This window comes from Paenibacillus sanguinis 2301083 = DSM 16941, assembly GCF_000374825.1.
Classification (GTDB): Bacteria; Bacillota; Bacilli; order Paenibacillales; family Paenibacillaceae; genus Fontibacillus; species Fontibacillus sanguinis.
The window spans coordinates 448,502-463,395 of the sequence record NZ_KB895376.1; the positions used below are offsets into that span (position 1 = coordinate 448,502).

At 52.0% G+C, this 14,894-nt stretch carries 16 protein-coding genes; 5 read left to right on the forward strand and 11 right to left on the reverse strand.

All coding sequences use genetic code 11. The features are described from left to right. The first annotated feature begins 109 nt into the window (after positions 1-109). The 3 genes from phnC to phnE (C557_RS0102115) are packed head-to-tail and all read left to right on the forward strand — an operon-like array spanning position 110 to position 2,573. Positions 110-913: a phosphonate ABC transporter ATP-binding protein gene (gene phnC / locus C557_RS0102105; RefSeq protein ID WP_018750165.1), complete on the forward strand. Its 804-nt coding sequence runs from the start codon at positions 110-112 to the stop codon at positions 911-913. Next, positions 910-1,731, forward strand: a complete 822-nt coding sequence (phnE, locus tag C557_RS0102110) for a phosphonate ABC transporter, permease protein PhnE (protein ID WP_018750166.1) — start codon at positions 910-912, stop codon at positions 1,729-1,731. Before phnC ends, phnE (C557_RS0102110) begins: the two co-directional genes overlap by 4 nt. Continuing rightward, positions 1,728-2,573, forward strand: a complete 846-nt coding sequence (gene phnE, locus C557_RS0102115; protein WP_018750167.1) for a phosphonate ABC transporter, permease protein PhnE — start codon at positions 1,728-1,730, stop codon at positions 2,571-2,573. Before phnE (C557_RS0102110) ends, phnE (C557_RS0102115) begins: the two co-directional genes overlap by 4 nt. A gap of 72 nt (positions 2,574-2,645) precedes the next feature. Here phnE (C557_RS0102115) and C557_RS0102120 read toward each other — a convergent pair whose 3' ends face one another. Next, positions 2,646-3,140: a glutathione peroxidase gene (locus tag C557_RS0102120; RefSeq protein ID WP_018750168.1), complete on the reverse strand. Its 495-nt coding sequence runs from the start codon at positions 3,138-3,140 to the stop codon at positions 2,646-2,648. Between the two features lie 290 nt (positions 3,141-3,430). On the opposite strand from C557_RS0102120, the gene C557_RS0102125 reads away from it, so the two are divergent. Continuing rightward, positions 3,431-3,862, forward strand: a complete 432-nt coding sequence (locus C557_RS0102125) for a MarR family winged helix-turn-helix transcriptional regulator (RefSeq protein WP_040676335.1) — start codon at positions 3,431-3,433, stop codon at positions 3,860-3,862. 91 nt (positions 3,863-3,953) lie between these two features. On the opposite strand, the gene C557_RS0102130 is transcribed toward C557_RS0102125, so the two are convergent. The 5 genes from C557_RS0102130 to C557_RS0102150 form a co-directional block, all read right to left on the reverse strand. Further along, positions 3,954-4,346 (reverse strand): DUF350 domain-containing protein, encoded by a 393-nt coding sequence (locus tag C557_RS0102130; protein WP_018750170.1) that lies wholly within the window; start codon positions 4,344-4,346, stop codon positions 3,954-3,956. Further along, positions 4,343-4,984 carry a hypothetical protein gene (locus tag C557_RS0102135; RefSeq protein WP_018750171.1) on the reverse strand — a complete coding sequence of 214 codons (642 nt, stop codon included), beginning with the start codon at positions 4,982-4,984 and terminating at the stop codon, positions 4,343-4,345. The genes C557_RS0102130 and C557_RS0102135 overlap by 4 nt, the downstream gene beginning before the upstream one ends. Continuing rightward, positions 4,985-6,193, reverse strand: coding sequence for a glutathionylspermidine synthase family protein (locus C557_RS0102140; RefSeq protein ID WP_018750172.1), 1,209 nt, complete (start codon positions 6,191-6,193; stop codon positions 4,985-4,987). Continuing rightward, positions 6,190-6,951, reverse strand: coding sequence for a hypothetical protein (locus C557_RS0102145; protein WP_018750173.1), 762 nt, complete (start codon positions 6,949-6,951; stop codon positions 6,190-6,192). The genes C557_RS0102140 and C557_RS0102145 overlap by 4 nt, the downstream gene beginning before the upstream one ends. Positions 6,952-7,185: 234 nt before the next feature. Beyond that, positions 7,186-7,389 carry a hypothetical protein gene (locus C557_RS0102150; protein WP_040676337.1) on the reverse strand — a complete coding sequence of 68 codons (204 nt, stop codon included), beginning with the start codon at positions 7,387-7,389 and terminating at the stop codon, positions 7,186-7,188. Positions 7,390-8,044: 655 nt separating this feature from the next. On the opposite strand from C557_RS0102150, the gene C557_RS0102155 reads away from it, so the two are divergent. Continuing rightward, on the forward strand, positions 8,045-8,716 hold the full coding sequence (locus tag C557_RS0102155) for a hypothetical protein (RefSeq protein ID WP_018750175.1): 672 nt from the start codon (positions 8,045-8,047) through the stop codon (positions 8,714-8,716). A gap of 979 nt (positions 8,717-9,695) precedes the next feature. Here C557_RS0102155 and C557_RS0102165 read toward each other — a convergent pair. The 5 genes from C557_RS0102165 to C557_RS0102190 form a co-directional block, all read right to left on the reverse strand. Then, a complete protein-coding gene (locus tag C557_RS0102165) occupies positions 9,696-11,159 on the reverse strand; it encodes a hypothetical protein (protein WP_018750177.1) in 1,464 nt (487 codons plus the stop codon). 181 nt (positions 11,160-11,340) lie between these two features. After that, positions 11,341-11,574, reverse strand: coding sequence for a hypothetical protein (locus C557_RS0102170; RefSeq protein WP_018750178.1), 234 nt, complete (start codon positions 11,572-11,574; stop codon positions 11,341-11,343). Positions 11,575-11,857: 283 nt separating this feature from the next. Further along, positions 11,858-12,787: a DMT family transporter gene (locus C557_RS0102180; protein WP_018750180.1), complete on the reverse strand. Its 930-nt coding sequence runs from the start codon at positions 12,785-12,787 to the stop codon at positions 11,858-11,860. Positions 12,788-12,924: 137 nt separating this feature from the next. Next, positions 12,925-13,809 carry an N-carbamoylputrescine amidase gene (gene aguB, locus C557_RS0102185; protein WP_018750181.1) on the reverse strand — a complete coding sequence of 295 codons (885 nt, stop codon included), beginning with the start codon at positions 13,807-13,809 and terminating at the stop codon, positions 12,925-12,927. A 16-nt stretch (positions 13,810-13,825) separates the two neighbouring features. After that, positions 13,826-14,884 carry an agmatine deiminase family protein gene (locus C557_RS0102190; RefSeq protein ID WP_018750182.1) on the reverse strand — a complete coding sequence of 353 codons (1,059 nt, stop codon included), beginning with the start codon at positions 14,882-14,884 and terminating at the stop codon, positions 13,826-13,828. Positions 14,885-14,894: the final 10 nt, after the last annotated feature.

Below are 14,894 nucleotides of genomic sequence, written 5' to 3' on the forward strand. Positions count from 1 at the left end.
GTGTTCAAGAAGTCAGGTTTACAGGATGGAGGCTTATGCTTCCTCCTAGAACAACTCCGTCCTGGGAGGACGACTTTTTGAACAACCTCTAAAATAAAGGAGTTTTTCTGTGATTGAATTACGTGATGTCTCAAAAACCTATCCGAACGGCACTAAAGGGCTGGATCAGATCAATCTGCGCATTGAACAAGGCGAATTCATCGCTGTAGTCGGCCTATCCGGGGCTGGCAAGTCTACCTTGCTGCGTTCTATGAATCGGCTGCACGATATCTCCTCTGGCGATATCGTGATTGATGGCAAATCGATTACCCAGGCAGCGGGCAAAGAGCTGCGCATGATACGCCGCGATGTAGGCATGATCTTCCAAAGCTTCAACCTGGTGAAGCGTTCATCGGTCTTGCGCAACGTGCTGGCTGGACGTGTAGGTTATCATTCTACCCTCCGCACGCTGCTGGGCCGCTTCCCCGCAGCTGACATCGAGTTGGCCTTTCAGGCTCTGGATCGCGTTAATATCGTGGAGAAGGCCTACTCCCGGGCGGATGAACTGTCCGGTGGGCAGCAACAGCGGGTAGCCATCGCCCGAGTCCTGGCACAGGAAGCCAAGATCATCCTGGCGGATGAGCCGGTAGCCTCGCTGGACCCTCTGACCACTAAGCAGGTCATGGACGACTTGAAGCGGATTAATGTCGAGCTTGGTATTACTACGATCATCAACCTGCATTTCGTCGATCTGGCCCGCCAATATGCCACCCGCATTATCGGTCTGCGTGCCGGGCAGGTCGTGTTCGACGGCCCGGTGTCCGAAGCCACCGATGAACGCTTCGCAGAGATTTACGGCCGCCCGATCGATGACGAAGAATTATTGGCAAGTCGTTTACAAGATAAGCAGGAACTGGAGGCCCGGGCCCGATGAGCATGCTTCCGCCGCATCACAATGGCGTTCAGGCCGGCAGCAGCCCGCAGCGCCCTGAGGCGCCCAGCAAGCTAAAGCACTATTTGACGGGAATCATTATTCTGCTGCTGCTCTGGGGCAGCTCAGTCAATACCGAGGCTACGCTGGGCAAGCTGATTCAGGGCTCTCCCAACATGCTCGACCTGTTGCGGGAAATGTTCCCGCCGAGATGGAGCTACTTCGACAACATCGTACCCGCCATGCTGGAGACGATCCGTATGGCGCTGATCGGAACGACCATTGGAGCCATTCTCGCTATACCGGTAGCCCTGCTCTGTGCCAGCAACCTTAGCCGCAGCGCCTGGATATATCAGCCGATCCGATTCGTGCTCAACCTGGTGCGAACCATCCCGGATCTGCTGCTGGCCGCTATTTTTGTGGCCATCTTTGGTCTGGGGCCCTTGCCCGGTATGCTCGCCCTATCCGTGTTCTCGTTCGGATTGATTGGCAAGCTGACTTATGAATCGCTGGAAACCATCGATCGTGGCCCTCTGGAGGCCATGACCTCTGTCGGGGCCTCTTCCATCCAGCGTATCTTCTTCGGCGTAGTACCACAAATTCAGGCGCACTTTATGTCTTACGTCTTGTACGCCTTTGAAATCAACGTTCGGGCCGCCGCAGTCCTTGGACTGGTGGGCGCCGGCGGGATCGGTCACTATTATGAAGTCACGCTAGGATTTCTGGAGTACGACAAGACGTGTGTCATTATTTTGTTCACACTCGCTGTTGTCCTGCTTATCGACTATGCAAGTACCAAATTGCGGGAGAAGTTGCTATGACGACAAATACGACCCATACGCCAACGCCAAATAACCCCCCTTCCACGAACTGGCGCCATAAAATAGCCAAGCCAAAAAAGAGCCGCTATCGCGTGCTGATTTACCTGCTGCTTGCCTTGATTTATATTTGGGCCTTCTCAGGCATCCCGATGAACGGCATCAAGGAAACGGCAGGGCAAATTACCCAGTCGATCCTTACCGGACTCTTCTCTCCGGATTGGAATTACGTCTATTTGCCAGACGGTGAGGACCTGCTGCGGGGGTTGCTTGAAACGTTGAGCATTTCGATCCTGGGCACCTTTATTTCAACCGTGATCTGTGTTCCCTTCGCCTTCTGGGCAGCGGCCAATATGAGCCGAACGCGCTGGTTCTCCGGCTCGGGCAAGATGGTGCTGAGCTTCGTCCGCACCTTCCCGGAAATCGTTATGGCTCTGCTGTTCATCAAAGCCGTGGGGCCGGGATCATTCGCCGGTGTATTGGCACTCGGACTTCATTCTGTCGGCATGCTGGGCAAGCTGTTCGCGGATGAAATCGAGAACATGGATCAAGGGCCTACCGAGGCCCTTCTGGCTGCCGGAGCCACCCGTCTGCAAATTATGTGGTTCGCCGTACTGCCACAGGTATTGCCAGGCTTCCTCTCTTACACGCTGTACCGCTTCGAGATTAACCTTCGCTCTGCTACGATTCTTGGGGTCATCGGAGCCGGCGGCATCGGTACACCACTGATTTTTGCCCTAAGCTCCCGGGACTGGGACCGCGTCGGCATCATCCTGCTGGGCATTATCGTCATGATCACCCTACTGGACCTCATTTCTGGCGCATTACGCAAGAAATTGGTTTAGCTTTAGCCCCAGAACAACAAGCGGCCTCCCTTCCTGCATTTCACAGGAAGGGAGGCCGCTTGTTTGCTGGAGCTATACGTTCGCTTTGGTACTCAGCAGCTCGCGGATATTCGCCTCAATACTGGCAGGTTCATCCGCTGGAGCAAACCGTTTGACAACCTGACCTTGCCCATCGACCAGAAATTTGGTGAAGTTCCATTTAATCGCCTTGGAGCCCAATAATCCTGGCGCCTCATCGGTTAGGTACTGGAAGAGTGGATGCGCATTTTTGCCATTCACATCAATCTTGGAGAACAACGGAAAGGATACGCCAAAGTTCAGCTCACAAGCCTGGGCAACCTCTTCATCCGTTGCTAGCTCCTGATTGGCAAATTGCGCCGAAGGGAAGCCAAGCACGGAAAAGCCCTGATCCTTGTAGGTATCGTGCAGCTTCTGCAAGCCCTTGAATTGTGGTGCAAAGCCGCATTTGGTTGCCGTATTCACAATTAACAGCACCTGTCCGCGATAAGGCTCCAACGTTTGCACTTGACCTTGAATCGTTTTCACTTCGATATCATACAGAGACATCCACATAACCTCCATAAATTTATTTTTTAATTTAGTGTAATTCAATTGTATGCAATTTAATTATCTATGTCAAATCCAACTACGATTGGACAAAGGATATAAAGATGTAGCGGGTATGATGCTTATCAATGCACAGGTGAATGACTCCTTTACTTGCTGTCTCCAAGGATGCTATAATGGCTGCACAACAAATAGATTGCACACAATTAAATGGTGGGTGAGAAAAAATGGAACTGGATGAATGGACAGAACAGAGCTTATCGTCCAAGGACTTGATCGATGGCGGGCTGATGAAATTAGACAACCAGCTATGCTTTGCTTTCTATACTTGCTCCCGCGAGATCATGAGGCTGTATCGGCCCCTGCTTACAGAGCTAGGATTGACATACACGCAATATATTACACTGCTAGCCTTGTGGGAACGGGATGGCGTCACCGTCAAGGAGCTCGGGACTGAATTAATGCTTGATTCCGGAACCCTGACGCCCTTGCTCAAGAAGCTGGAGGGCATGGACCTGATTACCCGTACCCGGGACAAAGCCGACGAACGCAATGTCATTATCCGGTTGACCGAGACCGGCAAAAAGCTGCAAGAGAAGGCATGCACTGTTCCTCTGCGACTTTTCGCTGATACTCAGGTCAATCTGGAAGACGTCACGGCCATGCACCGGCAAATTCAAGATTTTCTAGGCAAGCTTGGAGATGGGCCTGACCGCGAATAGTCAGCTACAATAAAAAACGGCAAGACAGAAGATACCTTCCTGCCTTGCCGTTCTTTATTATATTGAAGGAGCCTGACTGCTTCATGCCAGCTTAGATAATCAGACTGCTCACGGCAAACGCCATGCCAATAAACACCATACATAGCAGCGTGCCGACGGCAATGTTCCCCTTCTTTAATTGCTCGGAGACGTTAAAGCCCGGTGTCACCAGCTCAAAAATCCAATAGGAAGCAATCAAGCAAATGTACCCTACTGCAAACCAAATGACCATATGCACTATGGACGTATTTGTAAAGGCGGATACCCCCAAAATAATCGCCGTACCCAGAAATTTTCCACCGAGCGCCAGGGCGACGGCCACATTACCTTTCTTTAGCTCATCCATATCACGATATGGCGTCATCCAGTTAAATACAACCATTCCCAACAATTGCAGCAGGATCATCGCGACCACACTAATCAGGATATTGATGGCTATTATCATTCCGCCCACCCCCGAAATTTGGCAAATGCTAAATCATAATCGGCAAAATCATGCACTTCCTCCAGCACGACTAAAGCCTTCTTTTCTTTCTCCAACACCGTGTAACGCGCATCATCAATCGGCTGCTTAATCCGGTTGCCCGTCGGCAGCTCCAGCACGGCAAAGGCCCGAGTCTTGCCTTGATACTCGGTCTTGTACACCCCTACCAAGCCGACTTCGGTAGTGATGGATACCTTCAGCTCAGCCAAATCCTGCTCGGCCGCCGCTTGATCCGAGTAGGTCTTGAGCGTTGTCCACGATGACAGGCGTACCTCATTCTTCTGATTTTCGTCTGTGGTTAATTCGGCGTCCATGAATTGAAGCACCCATATCCGATCCCCGGTAGCGTAGTTATTATCATTAGGCAACAAATCGTTGTCCGGGAGAATCGTCATATCGCTTCCCACCAAATCCCCTACGGTGGCTTCGACAATTTTATAGTCCCATGGCACGCGTGAGGTCGTTAAGGCCGCTTCACTTCCACGATCTACGGAGAAAAGATTTGATTGTCCTCCGCAAGCGCTAAGCGCCAGCATGAGCAGCAGAAGCAAGGCGGCCACCCCACTTCGCCGAATTTTATTCTGTTTGTGCACGTACATTTATTTCACTCCCAACGGGATAAAGTGACTGGCATTGCCGGTAATCAGCCCGCCGGCCCGCCCCAGCATGCCGCAAGGGGTTCCGTTCAGCATGAACAGGCCGGTCAAGAGGTGGTATTCTCCATAAGCCGTCTGAATGCGCGCCAAGTCTGCCCTCTTTTGATAGACCGAAGGAAATAACACACTGCTGTCAAACCCCTCCTGATCCTCCAGTTCAAGCTGACCTTCGGCATCAAACATCCGTACCGAGCCTCCCTCGCGCCCGAACATTGACTTGGAAACGAAGCTGCCGGAGAAAACCGGCTTGTTATACGTGGGCAATACGTATTTCGCAATCGCCTCACGCTCTTGATCGTTGAACAGCAGTCCCAATTCGTAAAGTCCCCAAGCCGCTGCCAGCAGACCCTTGGATTGCAGCAAAATACTATGCGGTCCGTTGAATATTGTCAGCCTTCCCGTCTCAATGGCATAGCTGAGTGCTTCCCCGGCATCGTCCACAGCCATCCATTCTTTTGGATATAAGGCAAACATCCGCTCGACGATACGATTGTCCTTGGTCTTTAGCGTCCCTTCATCGACCCATAACTCCAAGCAATCCTCATAATGAAGCTTGAGCCCGCTGTGACGTCCCAAGGCTTCAATCGTCCCGGAATCCTCCAAGTGTTGTCCATATTCCATGCATGCCACCGTATCAGGCTGTTCCGTTGCCCAGGCCTCGGCAAGAAGCTCCTTCATGCGAGCATTGGGTGAAGTGTAGCCTGCTTGCTCCATCAGCCAAGGCGTGGCAATCGAGGACTCGACGTACCCGGTCGGCGTATCGGCGTTCAACTCCAGCAGCTTGATGGCTCCTTCGCTTGAGATGGCAAAGTCAAACCGCGCATAACGGCTAATGAGCCCTGGCTCCGGCATTGGCAATTCATCAAGCATGGTCCATAGCACCGGCGGAATGCCAATTAATTCGTACAAATCATGCCGCAGGTGGATATAACGTACCGTTTTATCCAGAATAGTCCATAGTCTTGCCGCTGCCTGCTCCAACTCCATATACAGCGACTTCGGCATCAGTACCAATTGATCCATCCAATACTGCTCTTCCTCAATATCCGCCCAGGTAAAGCCCAATTCAGCGAGTTGCCGCACCCGCTCCTCCCGATTGGCATGGGGCTGACCAACGACCTCAAATACAGAGCTGCTGTTCTCGCCCGTCATCCGCCAAAGAACCCTTTGCTTGAACGACCCGAGGATGAGCCGGAAATGGAGCTTTTGGATGAACCGGAGGAGCCGGAAGATGAACCCAAACCGCTAGACTTGCCCCCGATTCCTCCCGCTTTTGACGAGGTCGAGCGCCGAACAATAGACCCGGTCGAAGATGTAGATGTCTTTGGCCGGACGACGGAGCCCGCGGTTTGTTTATTCTGAAATGTATCACTGGAATAGGATTTGGGCTTATAGGGCGTTGACGTGCCAGCGTAGTACCCGCGATTATTTTCATGCCAGCGGCTGGACGAGTAGTTAGCTCCGCTGTTGAACAGCAGATGATATAGCAGCATATCGTCCCAGCCAAACCCGGAATGGTAGACGACCGGGCTGGCAGACGTTCCACTACCACTACCCGAGCCGGAGCTTCCTTCTGCACTTTCTGCGGTCCCTTCCTCTTCTTCCTCTACCGGAAGCGGAAGACTCCAGTCTACATTTTTATCAAAATACTGCTTTACTTCCTCCGTTGACCAAGCCACAAGCTGGGGCTCCTCCCCGCCAGCACTAGTGCCAGCAGCCGTAACTCCCGAGCCGGGTATCAAGAAGGCATTCGCCAATAGCGCAATGCCCAGCGAGGTGGACAATACACGCAGCGGCTTGCCCTCGGATGTCAAAAACTTCGAACCTGCGGACTCCCGCTCCGAATGCTTCCGTTGCTGGTCTGCTGAAGTTGCTTTCTCTGGGGATGTTGTTTTTTCATTATTAGTCAAAACCGGTTCCCTCCTTACGAACTTGCCAAGAACCTTGCTTTTTTGTGCTGCTTATCCCTGCTTATCGTGCATATCGTGTGTATTCTTACCTGGTCAGACTTAGGTATAAATCCAAACTGACTTAGTCAAAAAACCTAATTAAAGCTTAGCGTTACTTGCTCAGGCTCAGTGGTTTTGCCCAAACTCAGCGGCATTTGCCCAGACCTAGCGATATTTGCTTATACTTAGTTATACTTAGTCGTGTGCAATCGGTACGAGCAGTAGCTCCAGCTTGCCCTCATCCACATTCAAGCGACCTTCCACCGTCTCAAATTCCCGCTTGTCTACCACCAGATAATTAACATGCTCCAGCGCCGCAATCATATTACCGCTCCATACGCGCTCTTCAAGCTCCTTCAATTCTCCACCCGGAAGCTTCTCATACAATTTCACACTCATTTCCTGCACCAAACAAACCACCCTCTCTATGGATATTGTACAAATATACATGAAGACTTAACAATAAATAATATTTAAATCCGGCTACCAGCTATAAGTTGAACTTATGATTTACGCAAAGAAGTGGACGAAAAAATGTTCTTACGAGCACTGTTGCTCACGGATTTCTTTGATTCAACAAATTTTTAAGTAGAAATCCATTCCCAAAGGCGAACGCTGCAAGCATAACAATAAACCCTGTGTACTAAAATGCACGGGAATTAAACTGTCTGCAGCAACGCAGTGAGCAAACCACAATTCTTTAAAAAACTATTAAAAAACACGCTATGTATTGATACGCAATGACGACCGCTTAGTTTCATCTGTAGACAGGCTACTGAGGATGAATGCACGGGGAAACATTAGAAAACGAAATAGTATAGGTCTGGACGAGGTTTTCCGATCTGCTCTATACTAAGGACAAGACGAAGCACGTCCCGCACAGTTGCTCCAAGGACTGGTTACAGGGCGGCGCCAACCCTCACGGGTGCAGCGCCCTGAATCACAGTTCGGGAGATAGTGCGGGACGTTTTTTTGTCAGCGGTGGTTTTTTCGAGAGAACTGACTACCATTGAATCGGCTTGTTGCCGGGATAAGAGAGGTTAGGTGAACTGGGATGAGTTATGAAGAAAGCTATGCTGTCTTTATGGAAAAGCATCTCGCGGCAAGAAGTGGCGAACGCCGCGCAAGGCTGGAGCGAGGTCATGCCCATGCAGAGTCTGTGTTTCTAAGGCAGGTATGGTGGCCGCTTCGTGGTGATTTCGCAGGCTTACACCCTGAGTATGAAGTGGGTGATTGGCGAGGAAGACCCTTTTTTGCCGACTTTGCCTGGTTGCCGGGACAAGTAAAGCTGCTACTGGAGATTAAGGGTTACTCGGTTCATGTGAGGGATATGGATCGGCAAAAATACTGCCGTGAGCTCAATCGGGAAACCTTCCTGCATGCGATGGGCTATCAGGTGATTTCATTGGCTTATGATGACGTTGAGCAGCGCCCGGACTTGTGCATCAATTTGTTGCGCATGGTGTTAAGCCGCTATCTTCCCGCCCAAGCTCCCGTCTCACGTGGCTTGATCGCGGAGAAAGAGATCATTCGACTAGCCGCCCGTCAAGCACGTCCCATTCGTCCGATCGATGTGAAGCAGCACTTCGAGTTAGATCACAAAACAGCCGTACTTATGCTGCGTAAATTGCAGGCCAATGGCTGGATCAAGCCCGTCTATCGCGGCAGCGGGCAGCGAATTGTGGGATATGAACTGGTGCGGGGCGCACTTAACTTTTTGGAGTAATAGTAGGTGCAGCAGGTGCACGTGGTTCGACCGCCCCGTTATACAGTGAAGCACCGCGCGTTGGGAGAACCACGATGGAGGCGGAGTGGGGAGAGAACGGCAGGATGCGAGTCCTGGCAGTGGAGGATTGGCGTAAGTGAGGGAGGAGTTCGATAGAGAGATGAGTTCGGTCGGAGGAGAGGTGGAGTGTAGCTAGAAGTAGGCAGAAGTTAGATGAGTGTGAAAGACGGCTACAGGTGCACTAGCTGGGAGTGTGGGGAGCAGCCAGAGGGATGCAGAAGTTGGAAGAGTGTGAATGGGGCATTGGCCGGGAGTGTGAGAGCAGCCAGAGGTAAGCAGGATTAGTGATAAGTACAAGGCTTAACAAGCTTAACGAACTTAGCGAACTTAACGAACTTAGCAGGAAAATCTCAGACTGTTGAGAAAGGGCGTAACGTACCATTTCTATGGAGAAGAACCCTTATAGGCTAAGGGCTCATCTATGCGAGATGTACAGAAAACCAACTTTCTCAACAATCTGAAAATCTCCCGCTAATTGTTGTTATTTATAATGGAAACTGTTATTAGCTGGAAATCCTCCATATAATATTGCCTAAATTGCCCATTAGGGCCGAATTCGGGTGAATTAGATGGAGGATTTCCCTATAAACCTCTAATTTTGCTCATTTTAGTAAAATTAACATGAGAATTTCCCTATAAAGTTATACAGCTAAGCATTTATTCCCCGCAGCACACAGCACTAGGGCCGGGGACTAGGGCGGCCAGCTCTCGGGGCTATGGCTAGGCCGTAGCTAGGGCTCGGGCCGGGGCTAGGCCGGAGCTAGGGCTGGAGCTAGGGCTAGGCCGGAGCTAGAGCTAGAGCTAAAGCCAGTGCCGGAGCTAGGACCAACTTCATGCCAGCCCAAGCCGTTCTCCTCCCCATGCTCCCCCGCTTCTTCATCCTCCATCCTTCCCTCGACCTTCCTACAACCTTCCTTCCCTACACCATGAACATCGCAACCACAGTGGTCACGGCCAGGCCGATGAGCACCGGCTTCAGGTTGCGGCGGGCCAGCTCAAACGGGCTCACGCCGCATATGGCGGCAGCGGGGATGAGCGCCCACGGGATCAAGGTGCCGCCGCCAACCCAGATGGCGGCAACCTGCCCCAGCGCCGTCAGTGTGGCCGTGCCACCACCGATGGCGGTGCCAAACAGTTGGGCGATGGAACCGGCCAACGAAATGCCCGAGAAGCCGGAGCCGTCCAGGCCGGTAATCGTTCCGGTGACAGCGAGCGTGATGGCGCCAACGCTGCCGTTTAGCGGGACGACACTGGCCAGTGCTAGGCCAAGGTCGTTCACGATGCCGTGGGAGGTCGCCGGGAGGACCTGCCCGAATAGCTCCGTAAATGCGGCATCCCCCAGATAGAAAAAGGCCGCAATCGGAATCACAGGGCCAAATACCTTGAAGCCAAAGGTTAAGCCTTCAATCAGATAAGAGGTGACCTTCTCCAGGCCGTGATCACGGTGCGCAAGCAAGGTGACTCCGATCAGGATGAGCACGGCTGTTCCGCCCACCAATGCAGTAGCATCACCACCTTGGAGCCCGAGCACAAACATCGCGGCAACATCCGCAGCGAATAGCAGTGGAATCAAAATGGCAAGCCATCTTCTGACCCGTGGACGGAGTACGCCGTCCGTGCCTTCCTCGGAGTTGTCCCCCTCCTTGCTATCCTTTCGCCTTTCCTCGCTTGTCGGACGGCTCTCAACCAGTCCTCCATCAGCTCCCTTCAACTTCACCAGGCCGTCACGCCATGTGCCGTTACGCTGATCACGTCGCATCATCCAATAAGCGGCAATCGTACTTACCGCCCCCATCACAATGACCAACGGTACGCTGGCCGACATCACACTGCTGACAGGCAGCCCCGCCGCATCAGCAGTCAGCTTGGGTGCACCCTGAATAATGTAGTCCCCGGACAAAGCAATGCCATGCCCGAACAGGTTCATTGCCATCGCTGCACCCAAAGCCGGCAGTCCTACCCGTATGGCCACCGGCAGGAGCACCGCACCCACAAGCGCTACCGCCGGAGAGGGCCAGAAGAACAAGGAGGTTACCATCATAATCAGGCCAATTCCCCAATAAGCCATGGCTGGCGTGCGTAAGAAACGCGTCAAAGGAGCCACCATCGTCTCATTGATGCCAGTGAGAATCAGCACTCGGCTCATCGCCACAATAATGGAGATGATCATAATCGTCCCCATCAATTCCCGCGTCGCATAAACAAATGATTGAAATATTCCCGAGATCGAACCGCTAAGCGTTTCCGTGGCCAGCAGGCCTAATGTGAAAATCCCCACCACACAGATCATAGTGGTATCTCGCCGCCGGATCAGTAGGGCCATAATGAACACGATAAAGGACAGGTACACCATATGAATTGCCGATAATTCAGTTCCTGTCATGGAGCCGCGCCCCTTTCCCCGCAATTGTCTTATATGCTATGCAGGGGCCCAAGCAAGGGTTCAACTGGGGAAAAGACGATCTTTTTGAAAAGAGCTACATCAGCTTATGAATGAATTGGTAAGCTGATTGTTTCTTAACCGTAACCGTGCAGCAGTTGTTGACTTTTCCTAATTTCCCGTACTAGCTTCCGCCACTTATAAATTGAAGAATACCAATCAGTACCAACAGACCAAAGACAAGAGCAATGCCGATAATTACCGGAATAACGACTCTGGATACAGTCCTGTTCAGTTTCCTCGATTGCTCCAGTGTCTGTTCGACCTGATCCAGACGTTGCGTCAAGGCCTCGACCTGTGCCGGGTCTTGGAGTTTGCGCTGCTCTTTCTCCTTCTCCAAATCATCATGCTCTACCAATAGTTTGACCTCCTTGAATTGACATACTCTCTACCTTCTCCTCCTTCTCCTCTTCTCCCTTCAAATCCTGCTCAAAACATATGACACTGGTGTAATTTCCTAATTTCCACAAAAACAAGCAGGCAAAAAAAGGCTGGCCGGAAAACTTTATGTTTTCTCGCCCAACCCTTTTTTGCATTTAGACACTTATTGGACAGCCTCTAAGCTATATCACTGCTCCCTCAAATAGCTTATCTCTTCGTAACGCTGGCTGGTCCCGTTTCCAATCTGTCATCCTTACCCGCTAGCTCCAGCTTCTCTTGCTTGGTGCCTCTGCGACCGATACCTGCTGCTTCCTGTCTTGTCTCCCGCCTCGACCTGCAAGGTACACTCCGCCAAGGATGAAAATCAAGGCAACCAGCAGACGCCAGCTCACCGGCTCGTCTAACAGTGTAAAGCCCCAGAAAATAGCGCTCACTGGCACCAGATAGGTCACCATTGTAGCGAATTGGGCACTGCCCTTCTGCACCATGAAATAGAACAAAATATAGGCGATCCCGGAGCCAAATACACCCAAGCCGATGACGGCGCCAAGTGTAGCAGGGGCTTCCAGCGGTGCCAGAGAGTTTCGCTCGAACAGGAGGGCCATCAAGCCGCTGCCCAGCATCGCGCTGATTAATGTGCCAAACGTAATCTGGTACATCGTTAGTCCGGCGGACAAGCGTTTGGACAGATGTGTGCCTATCGCGTAGCATAAGGTTGCTCCCAGCATACCAGCGAACCCTAGCAGGTCCACCGAAGCCAGTGAGGTTGGACTAAAGCCCGCCAAAATAGGCAAACCAAGAAAAGCCAAGCCCATCCCCAGCCATTGGGTGCGAGTCGCTGCCACGCCAAAAATCGCAACGCCCACCACCAGTGTCCATAAAGGCGTGGTCGCGTTAACCACCGACGCTATACTGCTTGTCAGCCGCGTCTCGCTAAATGCAATCAAGGCCCAAGGAATCGCTGTATTGATCAGGGCCATCACTACCATGAGCACCCAAGGGATCTGCCGCAAGCCAAATGATTTGTGCAACATAACCATGATTACGGTAATTGTCGCCAGCCCAAAGGCCGAACGCAAAAAGGCGATGGTCCACGGGCCAAAGTCTGGCAGCAGAATTTTAACAAAGAAAAAAGAGCCGCCCCAAATCAAACTTAGCAAAATTAAAGCCAAATACAGTGATCGTCCCACTCCTATCCCTTCTTTCTCTCGTCTCTGTATAAAATCTCCAAGAGCCCCCATCACGGCTTGGCCAGGCATGGGGGCTCTTACATAGCGATATTAGCGGCTACCATCTCAGCTTAAATATGTCCTGCTCCAGCAAGGAGCTAATCAATCAATAATTCACCATCATACGAAGCAATCACCTTGTACAGCTCGGGGCGGCGGTCACGGAAGATTCCCCACTCAATCCGCTGGGTCTCCAGTTGATCCAGATTGAACTCCGCGACCAGAACCGTCTCTTCGGCACGGCCCGCTTCGGCAATTATATTGCCCTGCGGCCCGGCGATAAAGGAAGATCCGTAAAAGGTAATCGCAGAATCCTCATCCGTCTCCTCGCCAATTCGATTGGAAGCGATCACCGGGACGAGGTTGGAGGCAGCATGACCCCGCATGCACATTTGCCAGTGGTCCTTGGAGTCAATCGATCCGTCCTGTGGCTCTGAGCCGATGGCTGTCGGGTAGAACAGAATTTCTGCCCCCATCAGGGCCATGCAGCGAGCCGCTTCAGGGTACCACTGATCCCAGCAAATGCCGACACCGATCTTGGCATAACGAGTGTTCCATACTTTAAAGCCCGTATCGCCCGGATTAAAGTAAAATTTCTCTTCATACCCCGGGCCATCGGGGATGTGGCTCTTGCGGTAGCGGCCCAGTATCTCGCCATCTGCATCAATGGCCGCCAGCGAGTTATAACGAGCGTTGTTCTTCTTCTCGTAGAAGCTGATTGGAAGCACTACCTGAAGCTCCTTCGCTACTTGCTGAAAATGACGAATTGCCGCGTTCTCCTCCAGCTCAGTGGCGTAAGCGTAGTAATCCGCTTTTTCCTTTTGGCAGAAATAAGGTGTCTCAAACAGCTCTTGCAGCAAAATAATTTGCGCTCCCTGCTGGGCCGCTTGTCTGACCAACTTGTCTGCCTTGGCGATATTCTCTTCTTTATTGGATGAACAGCTCATTTGTGTGGCTGCTACCTTCACCTGTCTCTTGCTCATGATAGCCCTCCTTTGCTTAATGTCGTCCTGCGGGCATTTGCTGCGTGGTACAGTGCACGTTGCCGCCCTCGCGAATAATGGCCATGCCGTTTACCGTACGAATTCGCCGCTGCGGGTACAGTTCACCCAGTATCTTCACGGCCTGGCGATCAGTCTCTGCGGCCTCTCCGCCAAATACCGGCAAGATGATGCCGCCATTGACAAAGTAAAAATTCAGATAGCTGAGCGTCAGGCGCGTATCTTCATGGAACGCCTTAGGCGGCTGGGGAATCGGAATGATCTCCAGCTTCCTGCCTTGCGCATCCACAGCTTCGCTCAGCAAAGCGAGGTTCTCCTGCGTAATGGCGTAGTTCTCGTCAGTTGGATCGTCGCAAACCTGCAAAAGAACCTTGCCCGGCGCGGCAAAGCAAGCCACGTTATCGATGTGCCCGTCCGTCTCATCGCCGCTCAAGCCACGCTTCAGCCAAATGATCCGCTCGACATTGACATAATTTTTCACCGCAGCTTCGATCTCTTCCCGGCTCATCTGCGGATTACGGTTGGGGTTCAGCAGGCATTCCTCCGTGGTGAGCAGAGTTCCCTCTCCATCCGTATGAATAGAGCCGCCTTCCAGCACCAACGGAGCATCAAATTTCTTAACGTTCATGGCCTCCAGAATTTGCGGGGCCACCGCATCGTCAAGGTCCCAAGGCGAATATTTGCCGCCCCAGGCATTAAAGCCCCAGTTCACCCCGCCTAGTTCACCTTGCGAATCGACTACAAAGGTGGGGCCGTTATCACGCAGCCAGGCATCATTATGTTCGATCGGCAAAAAGCTGATTTGATCCTTCGTGCTCCCCTCCGGGTTGCCAGTATCGACAAAGCGACCCTGCACGCGCTCCATATCGGCCGAATTCACAAGCACCGTAATCGGCTCAAATTCGGCAATTGCCTCAATAAATTCAGCATAGCCCCCACATACTTCCTCATAGCGATCCGGGTACACCATGGAGGCCAGTACAGGCCAGGAAATAAAAGTACGTTCATGCGCCGTCCATTCAGCCGGCATCGTATAGTTTAGTTTTTTAGGATACATCGGTTCCTCC

What these genes read in the sequence shown, in the direction of transcription:
- phnE (WP_018750166.1), top strand. Translation starts at nt 910, where the DNA reads ATGAGCATGCTTCCGCCGCATCACAATGGCGTTCAGGCCGGCAGCAGC.
- phnE (WP_018750167.1), top strand. Translation starts at nt 1,728, where the DNA reads ATGACGACAAATACGACCCATACGCCAACGCCAAATAACCCCCCTTCC.
- C557_RS0102120 (WP_018750168.1), bottom strand. Translation starts at nt 3,140, where the DNA reads ATGTCTCTGTATGATATCGAAGTGAAAACGATTCAAGGTCAAGTGCAA.
- C557_RS0102125 (WP_040676335.1), top strand. Translation starts at nt 3,431, where the DNA reads ATGAAATTAGACAACCAGCTATGCTTTGCTTTCTATACTTGCTCCCGC.
- C557_RS0102130 (WP_018750170.1), bottom strand. Translation starts at nt 4,346, where the DNA reads ATGATAATAGCCATCAATATCCTGATTAGTGTGGTCGCGATGATCCTG.
- C557_RS0102135 (WP_018750171.1), bottom strand. Translation starts at nt 4,984, where the DNA reads ATGTACGTGCACAAACAGAATAAAATTCGGCGAAGTGGGGTGGCCGCC.
- C557_RS0102140 (WP_018750172.1), bottom strand. Translation starts at nt 6,193, where the DNA reads ATGACGGGCGAGAACAGCAGCTCTGTATTTGAGGTCGTTGGTCAGCCC.
- C557_RS0102150 (WP_040676337.1), bottom strand. Translation starts at nt 7,389, where the DNA reads ATGAGTGTGAAATTGTATGAGAAGCTTCCGGGTGGAGAATTGAAGGAG.
- C557_RS0102155 (WP_018750175.1), top strand. Translation starts at nt 8,045, where the DNA reads ATGAGTTATGAAGAAAGCTATGCTGTCTTTATGGAAAAGCATCTCGCG.
- C557_RS0102165 (WP_018750177.1), bottom strand. Translation starts at nt 11,159, where the DNA reads ATGACAGGAACTGAATTATCGGCAATTCATATGGTGTACCTGTCCTTT.
- aguB (WP_018750181.1), bottom strand. Translation starts at nt 13,809, where the DNA reads ATGAGCAAGAGACAGGTGAAGGTAGCAGCCACACAAATGAGCTGTTCA.
- C557_RS0102190 (WP_018750182.1), bottom strand. Translation starts at nt 14,884, where the DNA reads ATGTATCCTAAAAAACTAAACTATACGATGCCGGCTGAATGGACGGCG.